Source organism: Janibacter sp. DB-40, assembly GCF_029510815.1.
Taxonomy (GTDB): domain Bacteria; phylum Actinomycetota; class Actinomycetes; order Actinomycetales; family Dermatophilaceae; genus Janibacter.
In genome coordinates, this window is the sequence record NZ_CP120360.1 from 2,985,256 (window position 1) to 3,001,891 (window position 16,636).

Annotated in this window: 16 protein-coding genes, 1 pseudogene and 1 riboswitch; of the genes and pseudogenes, 7 read left to right on the plus strand and 10 right to left on the minus strand. The window is 73.2% G+C overall.

Going from position 1 to position 16,636, the window contains the following annotated elements:
* Nucleotides 1–7 precede the first annotated feature (7 nt).
* Both PVE36_RS14355 and hrpB read left to right on the plus strand, forming a co-directional pair.
* Nucleotides 8–1,321 carry a threonine/serine exporter family protein gene (locus PVE36_RS14355; protein WP_277453287.1) on the plus strand — a complete coding sequence of 438 codons (1,314 nt, stop codon included), beginning with the start codon at nucleotides 8–10 and terminating at the stop codon, nucleotides 1,319–1,321.
* Between the two features lie 54 nt (nucleotides 1,322–1,375).
* Nucleotides 1,376–3,889, plus strand: coding sequence for an ATP-dependent helicase HrpB (hrpB, locus tag PVE36_RS14360; RefSeq protein ID WP_277453288.1), 2,514 nt, complete (start codon nucleotides 1,376–1,378; stop codon nucleotides 3,887–3,889).
* A 93-nt stretch (nucleotides 3,890–3,982) separates the two neighbouring features.
* Here hrpB and PVE36_RS14365 read toward each other — a convergent pair whose 3' ends face one another.
* The 7 genes from PVE36_RS14365 to PVE36_RS14395 all read right to left on the minus strand — a co-directional run bounded on the left by PVE36_RS14365 (nucleotide 3,983) and on the right by PVE36_RS14395 (nucleotide 8,941).
* Complete coding sequence (locus tag PVE36_RS14365; protein WP_277453289.1) at nucleotides 3,983–4,426, minus strand: SRPBCC family protein; 444 nt, start codon at nucleotides 4,424–4,426, stop codon at nucleotides 3,983–3,985.
* A gap of 15 nt (nucleotides 4,427–4,441) precedes the next feature.
* The gene (locus PVE36_RS14370) at nucleotides 4,442–4,957 is read right to left on the minus strand and encodes a DUF664 domain-containing protein (RefSeq protein ID WP_277453291.1); all 516 of its coding nucleotides are present in this window, start codon (nucleotides 4,955–4,957) and stop codon (nucleotides 4,442–4,444) included.
* A 22-nt stretch (nucleotides 4,958–4,979) separates the two neighbouring features.
* Complete coding sequence (locus tag PVE36_RS14375; RefSeq protein WP_277453292.1) at nucleotides 4,980–5,681, minus strand: DsbA family oxidoreductase; 702 nt, start codon at nucleotides 5,679–5,681, stop codon at nucleotides 4,980–4,982.
* Nucleotides 5,682–5,728: 47 nt separating this feature from the next.
* Complete coding sequence (locus PVE36_RS14380) at nucleotides 5,729–6,928, minus strand: MFS transporter (protein WP_277453293.1); 1,200 nt, start codon at nucleotides 6,926–6,928, stop codon at nucleotides 5,729–5,731.
* 132 nt (nucleotides 6,929–7,060) lie between these two features.
* A complete protein-coding gene (locus PVE36_RS14385) occupies nucleotides 7,061–7,501 on the minus strand; it encodes a universal stress protein (RefSeq protein ID WP_277453295.1) in 441 nt (146 codons plus the stop codon).
* Between the two features lie 143 nt (nucleotides 7,502–7,644).
* Nucleotides 7,645–8,079: a universal stress protein gene (locus PVE36_RS14390; RefSeq protein WP_277453298.1), complete on the minus strand. Its 435-nt coding sequence runs from the start codon at nucleotides 8,077–8,079 to the stop codon at nucleotides 7,645–7,647.
* A 157-nt stretch (nucleotides 8,080–8,236) separates the two neighbouring features.
* A complete protein-coding gene (locus tag PVE36_RS14395; protein WP_277453300.1) occupies nucleotides 8,237–8,941 on the minus strand; it encodes a DUF1361 domain-containing protein in 705 nt (234 codons plus the stop codon).
* Between the two features lie 135 nt (nucleotides 8,942–9,076).
* Between PVE36_RS14395 and PVE36_RS14400 the strand changes: the two are divergent.
* From PVE36_RS14400 to PVE36_RS14410, 3 genes and pseudogenes are all read left to right on the plus strand, one after another.
* Nucleotides 9,077–9,647 (plus strand): annotated as a pseudogene (locus PVE36_RS14400) (DinB family protein).
* Between the two features lie 14 nt (nucleotides 9,648–9,661).
* The gene (locus PVE36_RS14405) at nucleotides 9,662–10,555 is read left to right on the plus strand and encodes a hypothetical protein (RefSeq protein ID WP_277453301.1); all 894 of its coding nucleotides are present in this window, start codon (nucleotides 9,662–9,664) and stop codon (nucleotides 10,553–10,555) included.
* A gap of 41 nt (nucleotides 10,556–10,596) precedes the next feature.
* The gene (locus tag PVE36_RS14410; RefSeq protein ID WP_277453302.1) at nucleotides 10,597–11,175 is read left to right on the plus strand and encodes a hypothetical protein; all 579 of its coding nucleotides are present in this window, start codon (nucleotides 10,597–10,599) and stop codon (nucleotides 11,173–11,175) included.
* Between the two features lie 143 nt (nucleotides 11,176–11,318).
* Here the strand turns inward: PVE36_RS14410 and PVE36_RS14415 are convergent, their stop codons facing one another.
* The 3 genes from PVE36_RS14415 to PVE36_RS14425 form a co-directional block, all read right to left on the minus strand.
* On the minus strand, nucleotides 11,319–11,813 hold the full coding sequence (locus PVE36_RS14415) for an NAD(P)H-dependent oxidoreductase (protein WP_277237740.1): 495 nt from the start codon (nucleotides 11,811–11,813) through the stop codon (nucleotides 11,319–11,321).
* Between the two features lie 162 nt (nucleotides 11,814–11,975).
* Nucleotides 11,976–14,270 carry an ATP-binding cassette domain-containing protein gene (locus PVE36_RS14420; protein WP_277453303.1) on the minus strand — a complete coding sequence of 765 codons (2,295 nt, stop codon included), beginning with the start codon at nucleotides 14,268–14,270 and terminating at the stop codon, nucleotides 11,976–11,978.
* 14 nt (nucleotides 14,271–14,284) lie between these two features.
* The gene (locus PVE36_RS14425) at nucleotides 14,285–14,929 is read right to left on the minus strand and encodes an ECF transporter S component (RefSeq protein WP_277453305.1); all 645 of its coding nucleotides are present in this window, start codon (nucleotides 14,927–14,929) and stop codon (nucleotides 14,285–14,287) included.
* Nucleotides 14,930–15,015: 86 nt separating this feature from the next.
* A riboswitch (TPP riboswitch) is annotated at nucleotides 15,016–15,117 on the minus strand.
* 130 nt (nucleotides 15,118–15,247) lie between these two features.
* On the opposite strand from PVE36_RS14425, the gene PVE36_RS14430 reads away from it, so the two are divergent.
* Both PVE36_RS14430 and PVE36_RS14435 read left to right on the plus strand, forming a co-directional pair.
* Nucleotides 15,248–15,580, plus strand: a complete 333-nt coding sequence (locus tag PVE36_RS14430; RefSeq protein WP_277455864.1) for a DUF4235 domain-containing protein — start codon at nucleotides 15,248–15,250, stop codon at nucleotides 15,578–15,580.
* Between the two features lies 1 nt (nucleotide 15,581).
* Nucleotides 15,582–16,559, plus strand: a complete 978-nt coding sequence (locus PVE36_RS14435; RefSeq protein ID WP_277453306.1) for an NAD(P)H-quinone oxidoreductase — start codon at nucleotides 15,582–15,584, stop codon at nucleotides 16,557–16,559.
* The last annotated feature ends 77 nt before the right edge of the window (nucleotides 16,560–16,636 follow it).

Consider the following 16,636-nt stretch of genomic DNA (forward strand, 5'->3'; position numbering starts at 1 on the left):
TGGCGCGGTGACCACGACTGCTGTGCAGGACACCCGACGGCTGCTCGCCTGGCTCGGCGCCGGGCTCCTCGCCGGCGGGATGCCGGTGCACGAGGTCGAGGAGGACGTACAGGAGGCGGCGACGGCACTCGGCCACGAGAGCATCGAGGTCGCTGCCTCCCCGACCGGACTGTGGGTCGCGCTGACGAGCGGGGACGCGGCGACGTTCGAGGCCGTCGACGGCGGTGTGCGGCTCGACCAGCTCGCCGAGGTGACGGCCGTCCACACGGCCCTGACCTCCGGCCTGCTCGACCCGGCCGACGCGCTCGCCCGACTGGCGGTGCTGCGCCAGCATCCCCACCGCTACCCCGCCTACGGCCTGCCGCTGGGCCTCTTCCTCATCGGCACCGGCGTCGCTCTCGTGCTGGCGCCGGCATGGTCCTCGGTGGTCTTCGCGGCCCTGCTCAGCCAGGTGGTCGCCGGGCTGATGATGCTCAGCGGACGCACGCTGCTCGTCGGCACGCTGATGCCCTTCCTCGCGGCCTTCGCCTCGGCGTTCGCGGCCTTCGGCGCGGCCGAGGTCGGGCTGGTCGACGCGCCGCTGTGGACGCTGGTGCCACCGATCGCCGTGCTCCTGCCCGGTGCGCTCATCGTCACCGGGCTGACCGAGCTGTCCGCGGGATCGATGGTGGCCGGGACGTCCCGGTTGGCCTATGGCGCCACGCAGCTGCTGCTGGCCACCCTCGGGGTGGGTGCGGCCGTCGCCGCGCTCGGTGTCCCGTTGTCCAGAATCACCGGCGAGCGCCCGGACGAGCTCGGCCTGTGGGCGCCGCTGCTCGGGCTGCTCTTCATCGCGGCGGGGATCTCCCTGCTCGAGTCCGTGCCCCCGTCCCTCGTGCCTGCCCTGCTCGTGACGATCGTGGCGACCGTCATCGCGCAGGAGCTCGGGCGCGCGACGGGACAGGGCGCGTGGCTCGGCGCCTTCCTCGGTGCCTGCGCCGCGAGCCTCGTCGCGACGCTGGTGGAGTTCGTCCGGCCGCGGGTGCCTCGGGTCGTGGCCTTCCTGCCGAGCTTCTGGCTGCTCGTGCCCGGCTCCCTCGGGCTCGTGTCCGTCGCGCAGATCGAGTCCTCCCCGGCGGCCGGTGTCGTCGCCGCGGCCGAGGTCCTGGTCATCGTGGTGGCGATCGCGCTCGGGGTCATCGTCGGCGCGGGTCTCGCGCGCCCGCTGCGTGACGTCGCGCGGCGACTCAACCCCGTCCGTCGGCGAGTCGCGCGGCAGTTGGCCGAGCGGGCCTCCCGACGCCCCCGCAGACCACGGGGCCAGGAGGGGCCGACGCAGTGAACTGCCGCGCGACACACCAGGAGCCACGCCCGTCAGGCGGGCAGTTGCGAGACTGTGCGGGTGCCGCCCTTCGACACCGCCGCCCTCGGCGACGGACTCCCCTTCGCCGAGGCCCTCGACGACCTGCGCGCCGCCGTCACCCACCGGGGCGTCGCGGTCGTGCAGGCACCACCGGGCAGCGGCAAGACCACCCTCGCCCCACCCCTCGTCGCGGACTGCGTGCCCGGTCGCGTCGTCGTCACCGGCCCGCGGCGCGTGGCCGTGCGTGCCGCCGCCCACCGCCTCGCGCACCTCACGGGAACGGGCATCGGTGAGCTCGTCGGCTACACCGTGCGCGGCGACCGGCAGCTGCGGCGGGGCGCCCGGATCGAGTTCGTCACGCCGGGCGTCCTCGTGCGCCGACTCCTCGCCGACCCGGAGCTCGCCGGCACGGCCGCGGTCGTCCTCGACGAGATCCATGAACGCGCGCTCGACACCGACCTGCTGCTCGGGATGCTCGCGGAGGTCCGCCAGCTGCGCGACCTGCCCCTGGTGGCGATGTCCGCGACGCTCGACGCCCCGGCCGTCGCCGACGTGCTCGCCGACGACGTCGGGCCCGCGCCGCTGGTCGACAGCCCGGGCGCGCTGTACCCCCTCGACATCCGGTGGGCACCCTCCCCCACTCCGCGCACCGACGCCCGTGGCGTCACGCGGGAGTTCCTTCACCACGTCGCCGCGACCACCGTCCACCACCACGGCGAAGGGGACACCCTCGTCTTCGTCCCCGGCGCCCGCGAGGTCGACCGGGTCGTCGAGGAGCTGCGCGATCGCGTGCCGCGTGCCGAGGTCCTCCCGCTGCACGGCCGGCTCGGTCCTCGGGAGCAGGACCGGGCCACCGGTGCACGAGAAGGGGACTCCTCACGGATCATCGTCTCCACCGACCTCGCGGAGTCCTCCCTCACGGTCCCCGGGGTCCGGCTCGTCGTCGACGCGGGGCTCTCCCGCGAGCCGCGCCGCGACGCCGCCCGCGACATGTCCGGGCTCGTGACGGTCCAGGCCTCCCGCGCCTCGATGACCCAACGGGCCGGCCGCGCCGCACGCCTGGGACCGGGCACGGCGGTCCGGCTGATCGAGGAGTCCGCGTGGTCGCGCGCACCGGAGCACGTCACCCCGCAGATCACGACCGCGGACCTGACCGAGGCCGCGTTGACCCTCGCGGCCTGGGGATCGCCCCGGGGTGAGGCGTTGCCGTTGCTGACACCGCCCCCTTCGCCAGCCATCGCGGCGGCCGAGGAGACCCTCCGCGGGCTCGGCCTCGTCGACGGCGAGGGCCGGATCACCCCTGAGGGGACCGCCGCCGCCCGCGTTCCCGCGGACCCGCGGCTGGCCCGCGCCCTGCTCGAGGGGGCCCTCCTCGTCGGGACGAGATCCGCCGCCGAGGTCGTCGCCGCGCTCGCCGACGACCTGCGCAGCGACGACGGCGATCTCGACCGGCTGGTGGGCGACCTGCGCTCCGGCCGTGGCCGCGAGGCCTCCCGCTGGCGCCGCGAGGTCGAGCGCCTGACCCGGCTCGTCGCCACAGAGACGGAGGGGTCCCGCTCGGACGCAACGGGTCTGGTCACCGCCCTGGCCCACCCCGGTCGCATCGCCAGACGCGTCGGTGACGGCCCCACCTACCTGCTGGCCTCCGGGACGCGTGCGGCGCTGCCGGCGGGCAACCCCCTTCGCCACCACGAGTGGATCGTCGTCGCCGACGTCGCCCGGGCCGAGGGGCGGGTGGCAGCCGGGACCGGTGCCGTCATCCGGCTGGCCGCCGGCCTCATACGGGAGGAGGCCGAGACCGCCGGCGCCGGGCTGCGGGTGCGCGAGACCCGGGCCGACCTCGGCGAAGGGAGGGTCACGGCCCGCGAGGTCGACGCCATCGGCGCCATCGAGCTCAGCTCCACCCCGGTCCGGGCCGACGCCTCGACGGGGGCGGACGCGGTGGCCCGCGCCCTGGCCGACCGTGGGCTCGACCTCCTGGTGTGGTCACCGGCGGCGGACGCGCTGCGGCGCCGGTTGGCCGTGCTGCACCACCACCTCGACGCCCCGTGGCCGGACGTCTCCGACGCCGCACTCGCGAGACGGCTCGACGAGTGGCTCGGCCCCGAGCTGCAGCGGATCGCCACGGGGACGCCGGTGGCGAGGATCGACCTGACCGACCCCCTTCGTCGGTTGCTGCCGTGGCCCGCGGCGACGCGACTCGACGAGCTGGCGCCGGAGCGGCTGTCGGTGCCGAGCGGGTCGCGGGTGGCGATCACGTGGCCGGAGCACGACGACCCCTCTGCCGCACCGGTGGTCGCGGTGAAGCTGCAGGAGTGCTTCGGCCTCGCGGAGTCGCCACTGCTCGTCGACGGACGCGTGCCGGTGCTCTTCCACCTGCTCTCCCCCGCGCGGCGCCCGCTCGCCGTCACCGACGACCTCGCGTCCTTCTGGTCCGGGCCGTACTCACAGGTGCGTGCCGAGATGCGCGGTCGCTACCCCAAGCACCCGTGGCCCGAGGACCCGTGGACGGCGCCGGCGACCGGACGGACCAAGCGGCGGACGTGACTCGCGGGTCGCAGGCACACGGTCGCCGCGTGTCGATCCGGGCCCCCCGACCACGTGCGAATCTCCGGGCCCGTGCTGCCGTCGCCACCGCAGTCAGGCGAGCAGCCGCCGAAGGACCATGCGGTACCCGGGTGCGACGAGGCGAGCGGCGAGTCGCTCCGCACCCGACAGGCGCGAAGGAAGCCACGGCAGCTCGACGTGCTGACGCCAGGTGATCCGGGTGCGGCCCGCGTGGGGGGTGAACGCCACCTCGATCCCACCAGCGATGACGGACCCGGTCTTGGCCACGACGGCGCGGCCGGCGCCCGTGGTGGGCGGCTCCCAGACGACGACCCGCATCCGGTCGTCGAAGCCGACTGGGCCGAGCCCGGTCCGGCCGCAGAACTCCGTGCCGACGCCGAGGTGCGATGCGGGTGGGACGGTCTCGACCGTCGTCAGCGGGATGACCTCGGTGTGGCGGTCGAGGTCCCACACGCACGCCCAGGCCTGCGCAGGAGCCATCGGGGTGTCCACCTCGACCACGAACTCACCGGCCACGTCCGCCCCCTTCCCTCATGCCGACGGGTGCTCGTCGAGCAGGCCGCGCACGTAGGCGGCCTGGCCGATGTGCTGGGTGATGTCGTTGACGACGCTGACCAGCCGGACCCCGAGGGTGACCGGCTCCTCCCACGAGGTGTCGACGACCCAGTCGAGGTCCGCCTCCTTCAGGCCGCCCACCCACGCCATCGTCTGCGCGTGGACCTCCTCGACGTACCGGGCCAGCAGGTCGGCGGGGGCACGTACCGCGGCCACCTGGGCAGGGGTGTGCCCGAAGCCGGTGTCGTCCTCGTCGAGGTCGAGGTCGAAGTGCTCGATGAACCCCCGCGCGGCCCAGACCTGCTGGAGGCCGGCGGCGTCGGCGATGTGGTCGTCCTGGACGCGGTGGGCGTGCCAGACCAGCCACGCGATCGAGTTGGCGTCGGGCGTGACCCGGTGTGCCAGCTGGTCCTCGGTCAGGCCGTCGACGACGGCGAAGGCACCGTCGCGCACGCGGTCGAAGGCGTCGATGAGCAGCTCTGCAGGTGTCATGTCCCGACGCTACGCCGCAGGCTCAGATGGCGCAGCCGTCGGGGCCGCACGCGTCGGCATCGCCGCCGTCGACGACCTGGAGGGCGGGGGTGCGCTCACCCCATGCCTTGTCGAGGACCTCGCGGAAGACCTCCGGCGGCTGCGCCCCGGAGACCGCGTACTTCATGTCCACGACGACGAAGGGGACACCGGTCACCCCGATCTGGCGGGCCATGTCGATGTCGGAGGCGACGGCGGCCTGGTAGCGGCCGTCCGCGAGGGCCGAGCGGATCTCCCCCTCGTCCAGACCGACGGAGGTCCCGATACGCACGAGGGTGTCGACGTCACCGATGTCCGCGGCGTGCTCGAAGTGCCCGGAGAGCAGGGCCTCCTTGGCCTCGTCGCCCAGGCCACGCTCCTTGGCGAGGTGCAGCAGCTCGTGGGCGCGGGCCGAGTTGGCGACGACGAGCGAGTCGAAGTCGTAGGCCAGCCCCTCGCCCGCGGCCTGCTCGGCCACGTGCGCGAACATCTGCTGCACCTGCTCGGTGGGCATCCCCTTGCGGGAGGAGAGGTACTCGACCTCGGTGCCGTCGTAGTGCTCGGGAAGGCCGGGGTCGAGCTGGTAGCTGTGCCAGGTCACGCCCACCTCGTCCCGGTGCGGGTAGTCGGCCAGCGCCCTCTCGAGGCGGCGCTTGCCGATGTAGCACCACGGGCAGGCGATGTCGGACCAGATGTCGATCTGCATGTCCGCGCCAACAGCGGATGGGCCCGAAATCATCCGCATCCTCCCCATCAGTGAACGGCCAGCGTCTCCTGCGCGCGCAGCCACGGGAGGATCGCGAGCGCCGAGATGACCCCGCTCAGGGCGAAGGCCCAGCCCCACCCGGCGTAGTCCGCGACGAGCCCCACGAGGATCGGGCCGCCGATCCCGCCCGCGTCCTGGCACATCTGGTAGCCCGCGAGCACCTTGCCGCCGGAGCGGTCGTTGCCCACGACGTCGGCGACGCTCGCCTGCTGCGCCGGGTTGAGCAGCCCGGCGCCGGCACCGACGACCGTGGAGAGCACGAGGATGAGCACCAGCCCTCCGGACAGACCCATCGTGCCCATGCCGAGGGCGCTCAGGGCCAGACCGACCATGATCGGCGGACGGCGTCCGACCGTGTCGGCGAGACGACCGGAGAACTGCAGGGTCAGTGCGGTCGCGCCCGCACCGACGGCGAGCGCGACACCGGCAGCCCAGGTCTCGCCGACGACGGCGACGGCGAAGAGGGGCAGCACGGCGACCCGGACGCCGAAGTTCGTCCACCCGTTGGCGAAGGCGGAGACCATGGCGGCGCGGTAGGCACTGTTGTGTCGCGCCTCGCGCACGGTCATCGGCGCCAGCTCGGTCCGCGTGGGGTCGGGACGCATGTGTGCGCCCCGCAGCATCACGCCGACGAAGCCCGCCGCGATGAGCAGCGCGATCCCGTAGACGACGAAGGGCACGCGCATCCCGAGCTCGCCGAGGAGACCACCGATGACGGGACCGATGACGCCGCCAACGAGGAAGGCGCTGCCGTACATCGACGAGACCTTCCCGCGGATCACCGGCGGGGCCATCCGCACAAGCAGGGCCATCGCCGAGACGGTGAACATCGTCGAGCCGATACCACCGAGGGAGCGGAAGACGAGCAGCTGCCAGTACGACTGCGCGAAGGCGGAGGCGCCGGTCGACAGCGCGACGATGACCAGCCCGGTGAGGTAGACGGGACGCTCGCCCAGCCGGGTGACGAGCGCGCCACCCGCGGGCGCGAAGAGCAGGCGGAAGAAGGCGAAGGCGGAGACGATGACCGTCGCGGCGGCGACGGTGACGTCGAAGCTCTGCGCGAACTGCGGCAGGACCGGGGAGATCAGCCCGAAGCCGACGGCGATGACGAATGCCGCGGCCACCAGGACGAGGATCTCCCGGGGGACGGGGGGTCGCTCCTGCACGGTCGCGGCCCGGGTAGTCACCCTCGGTACTCTGCCATCCGCGCGATGGCGCGACGAATCACCGCCCGCGCAGGCTCTGCCGAACCCGTGGGGACAGCAGTGCGGGAGCGACCGCACCCGGGTCGCTCCCGCACTGTCGACGACGCTGGTCGCCTACTTCTTGTGCTGGTCCTCGTGCGGCATCACTGTGACGGCGCAGCGCGCGTGGGTGACGACGTGCTGGCTCACCGAACCCAGCAGCATCCCGGTGAAGCCTCCGTGGCCGCGGCTGCCCACGACCACCAGCTGCGCATCGTGCGATGCCTCAACGAGCACCTGCGCCGCGTGCCCCCGCACGCTGCGGTGCTCGATCTGCGCGTCCTCCCCCAAGGTGGTGCGAATGGTCTCGGCCAGCATCTCGCGGGCCTCCCCCTCCACGGACTCGGCCGTCTCCCAGTTGGTCATCGCCATGTACCCGTAGACCGGCTCCAGCTGCCAGGCGACCAGACCCACGAGGGGCGCTTCCACCAGCCGGGCGTACTCCGCCGCCCACTTCAGTGCTCGGACGGAGTCCGCGGACCCGTCGATGCCGACGATGATCGGTTCCACTGCCATGTCGCCCTCCTGCCATGTTGTACGGAGGTGTGCGCCCCCGTCGGTTCGGATCCGGCCCTGACGGTCACATCGGATCGCCGTCAGCGCCCCGGCCCGGCACCAATACTACCTTACGTAGTAGGGGTGGGGCCAGAGAACGGCTCCTACTTCTTGGACTTCTCGTGCGGCAGGACCGTGACCGCGCACCGCGCGTGGGTGACGAGGTGCTGGCTCACCGAGCCCAGCAGCATCCCGGTGAACCCACCGTGCCCCCGGCTGCCGACGACGATGAGCTGCGCATCGTGGGAGGCGCGGACCATCACCTCGGAGGCGTTGCCGTGCTCGACACGCACGTCGACCTGCGCGCCGTCGCCGAGCGCCTCGCTCACGACCCCCTCGGCCACCTCGCGGTGCTTCTTCTCGACGGCGGTGTGGTCCCAGTTGTCGGAGAAGGTCTCACCGTAGAGCGTCGACACCTCCCAGGCGATCACGACCTGGAGCGGCGCGCTGATGTGCTTGGCGTACTCCGCCGCCCACTTCATGGCCCGGACGGAGTCCTGGGACCCGTCGACTCCAACAATGACTGGTTTGACGTCCATGTGGCTCCACCCATCCTGTAAGGGTTCGCGATCACGAGAGGATCTGCGTCGGTCGACGCGTTATCAGCCTAGAGCCGGACGAGGCGCCAACGGGGGGTTACGCCGCCCCGGATTGACGGGCCCGCAGCCGCCCCGAGCCCGCATGGAAGCGGACTGCTCACGCGCCGGGCTGGGCCACCCGCCCGACCGGCCGCCGCACGAGGACCTGGCCGAGCGCCCACGTCACGAGGTAGGACACGACGAGTCCGGCGGTCATGGCAGTGGCGAAGCTGAGCAGGAACGGATTGCCGAGCGGGTCGCCGAGCCGGTAGAGCACGACCCCGACGAGCCCCTCCGGGTTGGTCAGCACGTCCCAGGAGTTGAACCGCGGGAAGCGGCCCAGGTAGATCCCGAGCGAGGACAGGGCGAGGGAACCGATCGCCAGCACCCACCCGGCGAGCGACCCGAGTCGCGACCCCACCACGTCGTGCACCAGCAGCAGCGAGGCCATCCCGAGCAGCAACCCGGTGCCGGCGAAGGCGCCGATGAGCAGGGCGTCGAACCACATCGGCGCTCCCGGGATCGCCCCGAGGTGGATGAAGTCGGTGAGGATGTACGGCGCGTTGGGCAGGAAGAGCAGCCACACCAGGCCCGGGACAGCCAGGAGCCAGCCCGGCGCCCGCACCCTGTTCAGCCCCACGAGGACGAGCGCGACCACGTACGGCACCCAGGCGAGGAAGAGGTTCCAGCGGAGGAAGGCGAAGGCAGGCGCCCCCGTCATCTCCGCGCGCACGTCCTGCAGGCCCGAGGCCAGCAGGGAGCCGGCCCCGAGCAGCGCCGTGAGGCCGACGAGCCACGGGAGGGTGCGCGGGAGAGAGGTCATCGGGACAGAATCTAGGCGATCGGGCTGGGAGACCGGCACGTGGTGGCTGGACATCCGCTGGACGGTCCGTCGATTCCGTGGTGCGCGCATCCCGGCGGTGGGAGGGTGGACGCACCCGACCCGCGAGGAGCAGCGATGACCGACGATCCGAAGACGATCCTGCACACGGTCCTGCGCAGCCAGCGCGACTCCCTTCGCCTCAAGCTGGAGGGGTTGTCCGAGCGGGACGCACGACTCCCCCGCACCCCGACCGGCACCAACCTGCTCGGCCTCTACAAGCACGTCGGCTCGTGCGAGCTCGGCTACTTCGGGGAGACCTTCGGCCGGCCGAGCGACCTGCCGCTGCCGTGGGACGCCCCCGGGGTGTCGGTCGAGGACGACACCGACCTCTTCGCGACCGAGGAGGAGTCGATGGCCGAGGTGATCGAGTGGGTCGAGGCGTGCTTCGCCCACGCCGACGCGACGATCGAGGCCCTGCCGCTCGGTGCCGTGGTGGGCGCCGGGCAACACGGTGACGCTCGAGCGGATCCTCGTGCACCTGATCGAGGAGGAGGCCCGCCACGCCGGGCAGGCGGACATCCTGCGCGAGATGGTCGACGGGGCCGTCGGCTGGCACGGCGCCGACGACAACGTGCCGGATCGCGGCGAAGGGGGCTGGGCCGCCCGCCACGAGCGCCTCACCCGCATCGCCGAGGCGCGCGGCTGACAGGATCGGTGGTCATGGACCTGGCCGAGGCGGTGGACGAGCTCTACGGTGCGCCACTGGCGGACTTCGTCGCCGTGCGCACCCGCCTCGTGGCCCGGGCGAAGGAGGAGGCACCCGGCCTCGTCGACGAGCTGAAGACCCTGCGCAAGCCGACCGTCGTCGCGTGGCTGCTCAACCGGGTCGCCCGCTCCGAGCCGGAGGTGGTCGCCGACCTGCTCGACCTGGGTGAGCGGATGCGCACCGCCCAGGCGAAGGGGGACGGAGCCGCCCTGTCCGCGGCCCGGCCGGAGCGCCACGAGGCGATCGAGGCCCTCGTCGCCGCGGCCCGCCGCTGCGGGGAGGAGACCGGCACGCCCTTCGGCGCCGGCGCGGCCGACGGGGTCTCCTCGACGGCGGTGGCTGCCCTCGCGGACCCGGCGAGCGGGGAGGCGCTCGCATCCGGCCGGCTGCTGCGGCCACTGGCCTACGCGGGGTTCGGCGAGGTCGAGCTCGATGACGCGGTGGCGGTGCTGCGGCTCGTCCCGCCGTTGTCGCAGAGCGACGACGACCCGGAGGGGGCGGACGACGAGACGGAGTTGGAGGTCGCGGAGACCGATGACGCCGACGGGGTCGACGAGTCAGAGGACGCCGAGGACACTGAGGACGCCGAGGACGCCGAGGACGCCCACGCAGCGGCCGAGGCCAGGGCGGCAGCCGACGCGGCGGCGGAGCGGGCACGCGAGCGTGAACTCGCCGAGGCCAGGGAGGACCTGCGGGAGCACGAGCGGGCCCTGGGCGCCGCGCGGCTGGCCCACTCAGAGGCGCTCGCGGCCCTCGAGGCGGCCGCCGCCGACGTCGGTCGGCTGGAGGAGGAGGTCGCCCGGGCCACCGGGACAGTCGCCGATCTGGAGACACGCCCGAACGACTGACATGCACGAATTCGCTTTCGGCGCAAGAGATAGTTGTTCACATGAGCACCACGAGCACCACGCCGTCCACCTCGGGGCCCACCGCCCTGCCGTCCGTCTCCCGGGCGCGCACCGTTCCGGCCGAGGACCTGGAGGCGATGCTCGCGACGGATGACGACGTGGTCGAGACCGCGCTCATCCCCACCCTCGCCTTCCGTGACGCCGTCGAGGAGTCCGCCTCTCCCGGCAAGGACCCGATCGCGTCCACGACGCAGGCCGTCGGCGCCACGACCGGGCCGGCGACGACCGCGACCGTTGCCGCGCCGACGGTCGACACCATCACGACCGGGACGGAGGCCGTGCCGGAGAGTGACCTCGAGCGGGTCGTCCCCCCGGTCGGGCACAGCCTGCGCAGCCGTCACGCGTCGCCCGAGTCCATCGCAGCGGTCCGCCGCAACCTCATCGCGGTCTGCTGCGTCGTCGTCTCCGTGGTCGCCATCGGCACCGCCGTCGGCCTCGTCGGGGGCTGGATGGCCGTCGCGGCCTACGCGCTGCTCGTCGTCGTCGCGGCCTACGCGCTGCGCCGCGCCAACGCGCGCTACGCCCCCCGCCACAGCCGATACACCGCACGTCACGCCTGAGCCCCGGCAGGGCAGGAAGGGGGACCCCACCGCTCTCGGTGGGGTCCCCCTTCGCGCGCCACTCGCAACTGCTTAGGCTCCTGCAACTCACACGGCCCGCCATTCGCAACTGCTTAGGCTCCTGCGACGCGGAACCGCGGCGGTCAGGAGGAGAGCAGGGCGGAGAGGGTGCCGCCGAGCTCGGTGGCGCGGTCGGTGGCGTCCTCGTCGACGTCGCCGAGGACCTCGAGGACCTCCGCCGCCTGCTTCCACTCCAGCGCCGAGACGATCGAGGTCACCGCGCGGACGGCGCCGGTGACGTCGTAGCGACCGTGGACCCACAGCCCGAAGGGCCGCTTGGCGGTGGGCCCGGCCTGTCCCTCCCCCGCGCCCCCGGAGTCGTCGAGGGCGCCGCCGACCTGGAGGAAGGTCGAGTCGAAGAAGTGCTTGAGCGCCCCGGACATGTAGCCGAAGTTCGCCGGCGTCCCGAGCAGGTAGCCGTCGGCGGCGAGGACGTCGTCGGCGGTGGCCTCGAGCGCGGGGATCACCTCCACCTCCACCCCCTCGATGTCGGGGTGTCGCGCGCCCTCGAGCGCCGCATCGAGCAGCGCCTTGGTCGAGCGGGTCGGGCTGTGGTGGACGACGAGCAGGCGTGCCATGCCTCCATCGTGCCCTCTGTCGCGCCGTCGGTCGAGGATAGAGCGGGCAAAGGGAGCGGGGCGGCCCTTGGCGCGAAGTCCGCACACCTACGGGTAGTCGTCACCTGCCGTGACCGGTGCGGACTTCGGCCTGAGCCGGGCCACACCCCCTCCTTCACCCGCTCACACTCGGAGGAAGCGACCCGCCACGACGATGGCAATCGGCACGCACGCCACGAGCACGACGAGCGTGTCCGCCAGCCGCCACGGGGCACGGGTCGCCCAGGTCCGGCGCCCGGCCGAGGCGAACCCGCGCGCGTCCATCGCGACCGCGAGGGTCGCGGCCGAGCCGAGCGAGCGCAGCAACATCCCCATCGTGGAGGAGCACAGGTACGCGACCACGCTGCGCGGGTGCCGCCAGCTGACGCCCCGGCCCCGCAGCCGTCGTGCCCAGCCGACCTCGGTCCACGCCGCCCCGAAGGACTGGATGCGCTGCAGTGCAGCACCGACGGCCACGACCGGCCGTGCTGGTAGCCGGAGGCGCTGGCCGAGGTGGTCGGCGAGGTCGTCGGGGTCGATGAAGGCGAGTGTGATCGCCGACGGCACGACGATGACGAGCATGCGCGTGGCCGCCGAGAGCGCGTCGCCGAGGTCCCGGGTGCCGAGCAGCCACGTCGACCAGCCGACGCCGAGGCCGCCGAGCAGCGCGGGCACCAGGCGGATCGCCAGACCACGCCAGCGACCGGAGACGGTCCAGCCACGCCCGCTGCCGGGGAGGTTGGCGAGGCCGACGAGTGCGCCGAGCGCGAGGAAGGCGAGGACGACGAGCGAGGTCCGCCACCCCGGCGAGAGCACCGCCGCGACGATCGGCAGGGCGGCAGCGGCGAAGAGGGACAGCGGCCCGCACGCCGAGAGCACCGCCCGTGGTCGTGGCGGCGCCTCGCGCGGCGGTGGGGGCAGGACGGTGTGCACCTCGTCGGCGAGCCGGACGAGGTCGGGGTCGTGCGTCGCGGTGACGACCGCACCTCCCCGCTCCCGGTGCGCAATGAGCAGCCCGACGACGGCCGCCCAGGTGCCGCGGTCCTGCCCGACGGTGGGCTCGTCGGCGAGGACGACCCCGGGGCCGTGGGCCAGTGCCGCGGCAACCGCCAGGCGGCGCTGCTCACCACCGGAGAGCGTCTGCGGGTCGGCCCGCTCGAGGTGGGCCAGGCCGAGCGCCTCGAGGAGGTGACGGGCCCTCCCCTCGTCCTGCGTGCCGAGCGTGCGACCGGTGAGCATGACCTCGTCGAGGACGGTGCGCGCGAGCAGTGCGCTGGAGCTCCACTGCGGGACCCAGCCGAGCCGGCCGGCGACCTCCTCGGCCGGCAGGTCCGCGACGTCGCGCCCGTCGTGCGTCACCACGCGACCGGACGAAGGGGGCAGCAGCCCGGCCGTCGCCGCCAGCCAGGTGCTCTTGCCGCCGCCGCTGGGCCCGACGAGCGCGGTGGTCCGGCCTGCGGTGGCGGTGAGGGTCTCGTCCGTGGCCAGGGCGGTCATGACCTCCGTGCTGCCGTCGAGGCGGGTACGACGCCGCTCGACGCGGAGCGGCTCCGCCGTGACGAGGTCGGTGCCGGCGGGGTGCGGCCGGTGCAGGGGTCCGAGGTCGATGACCGTCGGCTCCGGTGCGGGCGCCCCGGGGACCCAGATGCCGTCGGCGACGAGCTCGTCGTGGTGCTCGGCGAGCACCGCGGCAGGGGTGCCGTCGTGGCGGACCCGCCCGTGGATGTCGAGGACGACGACCCGGTCGACGAGGTCGACCCAGGGCCCGATGCGGTGCTCGACGAGGACCGTGGTCAGCCCCTCGCCGGCGGCGATGACGGCATCGCGCACCTCCGCGCCGGTCGCGTCGTCGAGCATCGCGGTCGGCTCGTCGAGCAGGAGCAGGGACGGTTGCAGCGCGAGGGCCCCGGCGAGGGCGAGGCGCTGGGTCTGCCCGCCCGAGAGGGTGTGGGTCGGTGTGTCCAGCGGCAGGTGGCCCAGACCGACCCTCTCGAGCGCAGCCGTCACGCGCGGCGGCATCTCCTCCGCGGGAAGGGCGATGTTCTCCAGGCCGAAGGCGACGTCCCGGCCGACCGTGGCCGCGACGGTGCCGGAGCCGGGCTCCTGCAGGACCAGCCCGACCGACCCCGGCCGCTCGCCCGGCGCGCGGCCGTCGAGGCGCACGGTGCCGGAGAGGTCTCCCGAGTCGACGGTGAGCAGCAGACCCGCGAGCGCCCGCAGTAGGGTGGACTTGCCCGACCCGCTCGGCCCGACGAGCAACACCCGCTGGCCCGCGGGGACGGTCAGGTCGAGGTCGCGCAGCACCGGCTCCCGACGGCCCATCGGGCGCCAGGTCAGGCCGCGGACCTCGACCTCTCCCCCCTTCGCTGGTGGAGGCGTGCGCGCGGAGAAGTCCTCGCCGCGTGCACCTCCACCCGGCCGAGTGGGCTGGCGACGCATCACGGTCACCGCGATCAGACCGCCCTCTGCTCCAGGACCTCCTGGCCCGGCGGGAAGGGGTTGAGCGCGCCGGCGCGCGCGAGCGCCCGGGTGAGCAGCCAGCCACCGAGGCCGGCGATGACGATGCCGGAAGCGACCATGAGCGGCAGGTAGGCCAGCTTCCACGTCCAGGTCCAGTCGGGGAAGTAGGTGCCGATCTCGTAGAGCCACTCCAGCGGCGCCGAGAGGGCGCCAGACAGGAGTGCGACCATCGGGCCGAAGGACGCGTAGGCGAAGATCGCGAAGGCGAGCTCGGCGCCGATGCCCTGGGCGAGGCCGGAGACGATCGTCGTCACGCCCCACTGGTTGCCGAAGAGCGCGGAGACGGTCGCCGCGATGAGCTCGCACGCCAGGGCCGCGCCCGGGCGGCGGATGACGAGCCCACCGACGATCCCGGCGATGAACCAGAAGCCGACGAAGAGGCCGAACAGCGGCTGGAAGGCCAGCCCGAGCGCGGAGATCGGGCCGTTGTAGAGGAGGCCGTACCCCCAGTAGGCGACGCCGAAGGCCACGCCGAGGAAGGCGACGGTCAGCAGGTCGACGGTGCGCCAGCCCATCAACGGGCGGGTGGCGAGGACGGTGCCGGCGCGGACGTGGTCCGTCGGCTTGGTGGTGGTCATGTGGGTGCTTCTCCTGTGTCGATGAACCCACAGGGAGGGTTCCCACCGCCGATGACCGCGGCCCCGGGGGCCTCGGCATCGACGAGGGCCCTTGAGACTCGACTCCCTACGCCGGTGCGAACCGGATCAGGTACGAGGGTCTGCGGTTGCCCGCACTCTCAGCGCTGTGCGCTCCCCTGTCGTGCCCTGCCAGCATACTCGCTGTACGCGCGATGACCAGTGCTGGCGGCCCGTCCTGTGGCAGTGTTGTGCACGACGAGTACTTGGCGCGGCATCCGCTGCGCCCCCCTAGACGAAGGGACAACCGACGTGGGCAACATGGTCTGGAAGCTGCTCGGGACGGGGTCGGCGATCATCGCCGGCATCGTGTCGAAGAAGGTCATCACGGCGATCTGGAAGAAGGCCGGGCACGACTCCGAGATCGACCCGACCAACCCGGACATCCCGTTCGGGGAGGCGCTGGCCTACGCCGCCCTCGTTGGTCTGGCCGTCGGTCTGGCCCGGACCTTCACCACGCGTCAGGCCGCCGCGATCTACCAGCGCTCGGCGGGCCACCTGCCCAAGCCGATGCGCGAGAACATGGAGCGCGAGCTGGCCGAGGGTGGCGCCAACGCCGACGAGATCAGCAAGCACAGCCGCAAGCGCTCCTGACGTGCGGGGCATCTCGATCACCGAGCCCGGGGACGCCGACGTCCTGCAGGCCACCGACGTCGACGACCCGCGCCCGCAGTCGGGTCAGGTCGTCGTCGACACGGTCGCCGTGGGCGTCAACCGGGCCGACGTCATGCAGCGCAAGGGCCTCTACCCGCCGCCGAAGGGGGCCTCCCCCCTTCCCGGCCTGGAGGTCTCGGGCACGATCCGCGAGGTGGGCCCCGACGTCGACGGCTGGTCCGTCGGCGAAGAGGTCTGCGCGCTCGTCGACGGCGGCGGCTACGCCGAGCAGGTGCTCGTGCCGGCCGCCCAGCTGCTGCCGGTCCCGCAGGGTGTGTCCGTGCGCGATGCGGCCGGGTTGCCCGAGGTGGCCTGCACCGTGTGGTCCAACGTCTTCATGACCGCCAACCTGCAGCCGGGTGAGGTCTTCCTCGTCCACGGCGGCTCCTCGGGCATCGGCACGATGGCGATCCAGCTGGCCAAGGCCGCTGGCGCCACGGTGGCCGTGACCGCCGGCACCGAGGAGAAGCTGGCCTTCTGCCGCGAGCTCGGCGCGGACATCGCGGTCAACTACCGCGAGCAGGACTTCGTCGAGGAGGTCCGCAGCGCCACCGACGGGCACGGCGCGGACGTCATCCTCGACGTCATGGGTGCGAAGTACCTGCCACGCAATGTCGACCTCCTGGCGACGAACGGCCGGCTGGTCGTCATCGGGCTCATGGGCGGTCGCACGGGTGAGCTCGACCTCGGGAAGATGCTCAGCAAGCGTGCCGCCGTCATCGCGACCTCGCTGCGGGCCCGTCCGCCCGAGGAGAAGGCCACGATCGTCGCCGCCGTGCGCGAGCACGTGTGGCCGCTCATCGACGACGGCGCCGTCTGCCCGATCATCCAGGGCACCCACCCGTTGGACCGGGCGGCCGACGCGCACCGCGAGCTGGAGGCCAGCGGCCACATCGGCAAGATCCTGCTCACCCCCTGATCCGCAGGAGCCCAAGCAGTTGCGGGGTGGGCGCCTCCCCCTTCGCAGGAGCCTAAGCAGTTGCGGGGTGGGCGCCG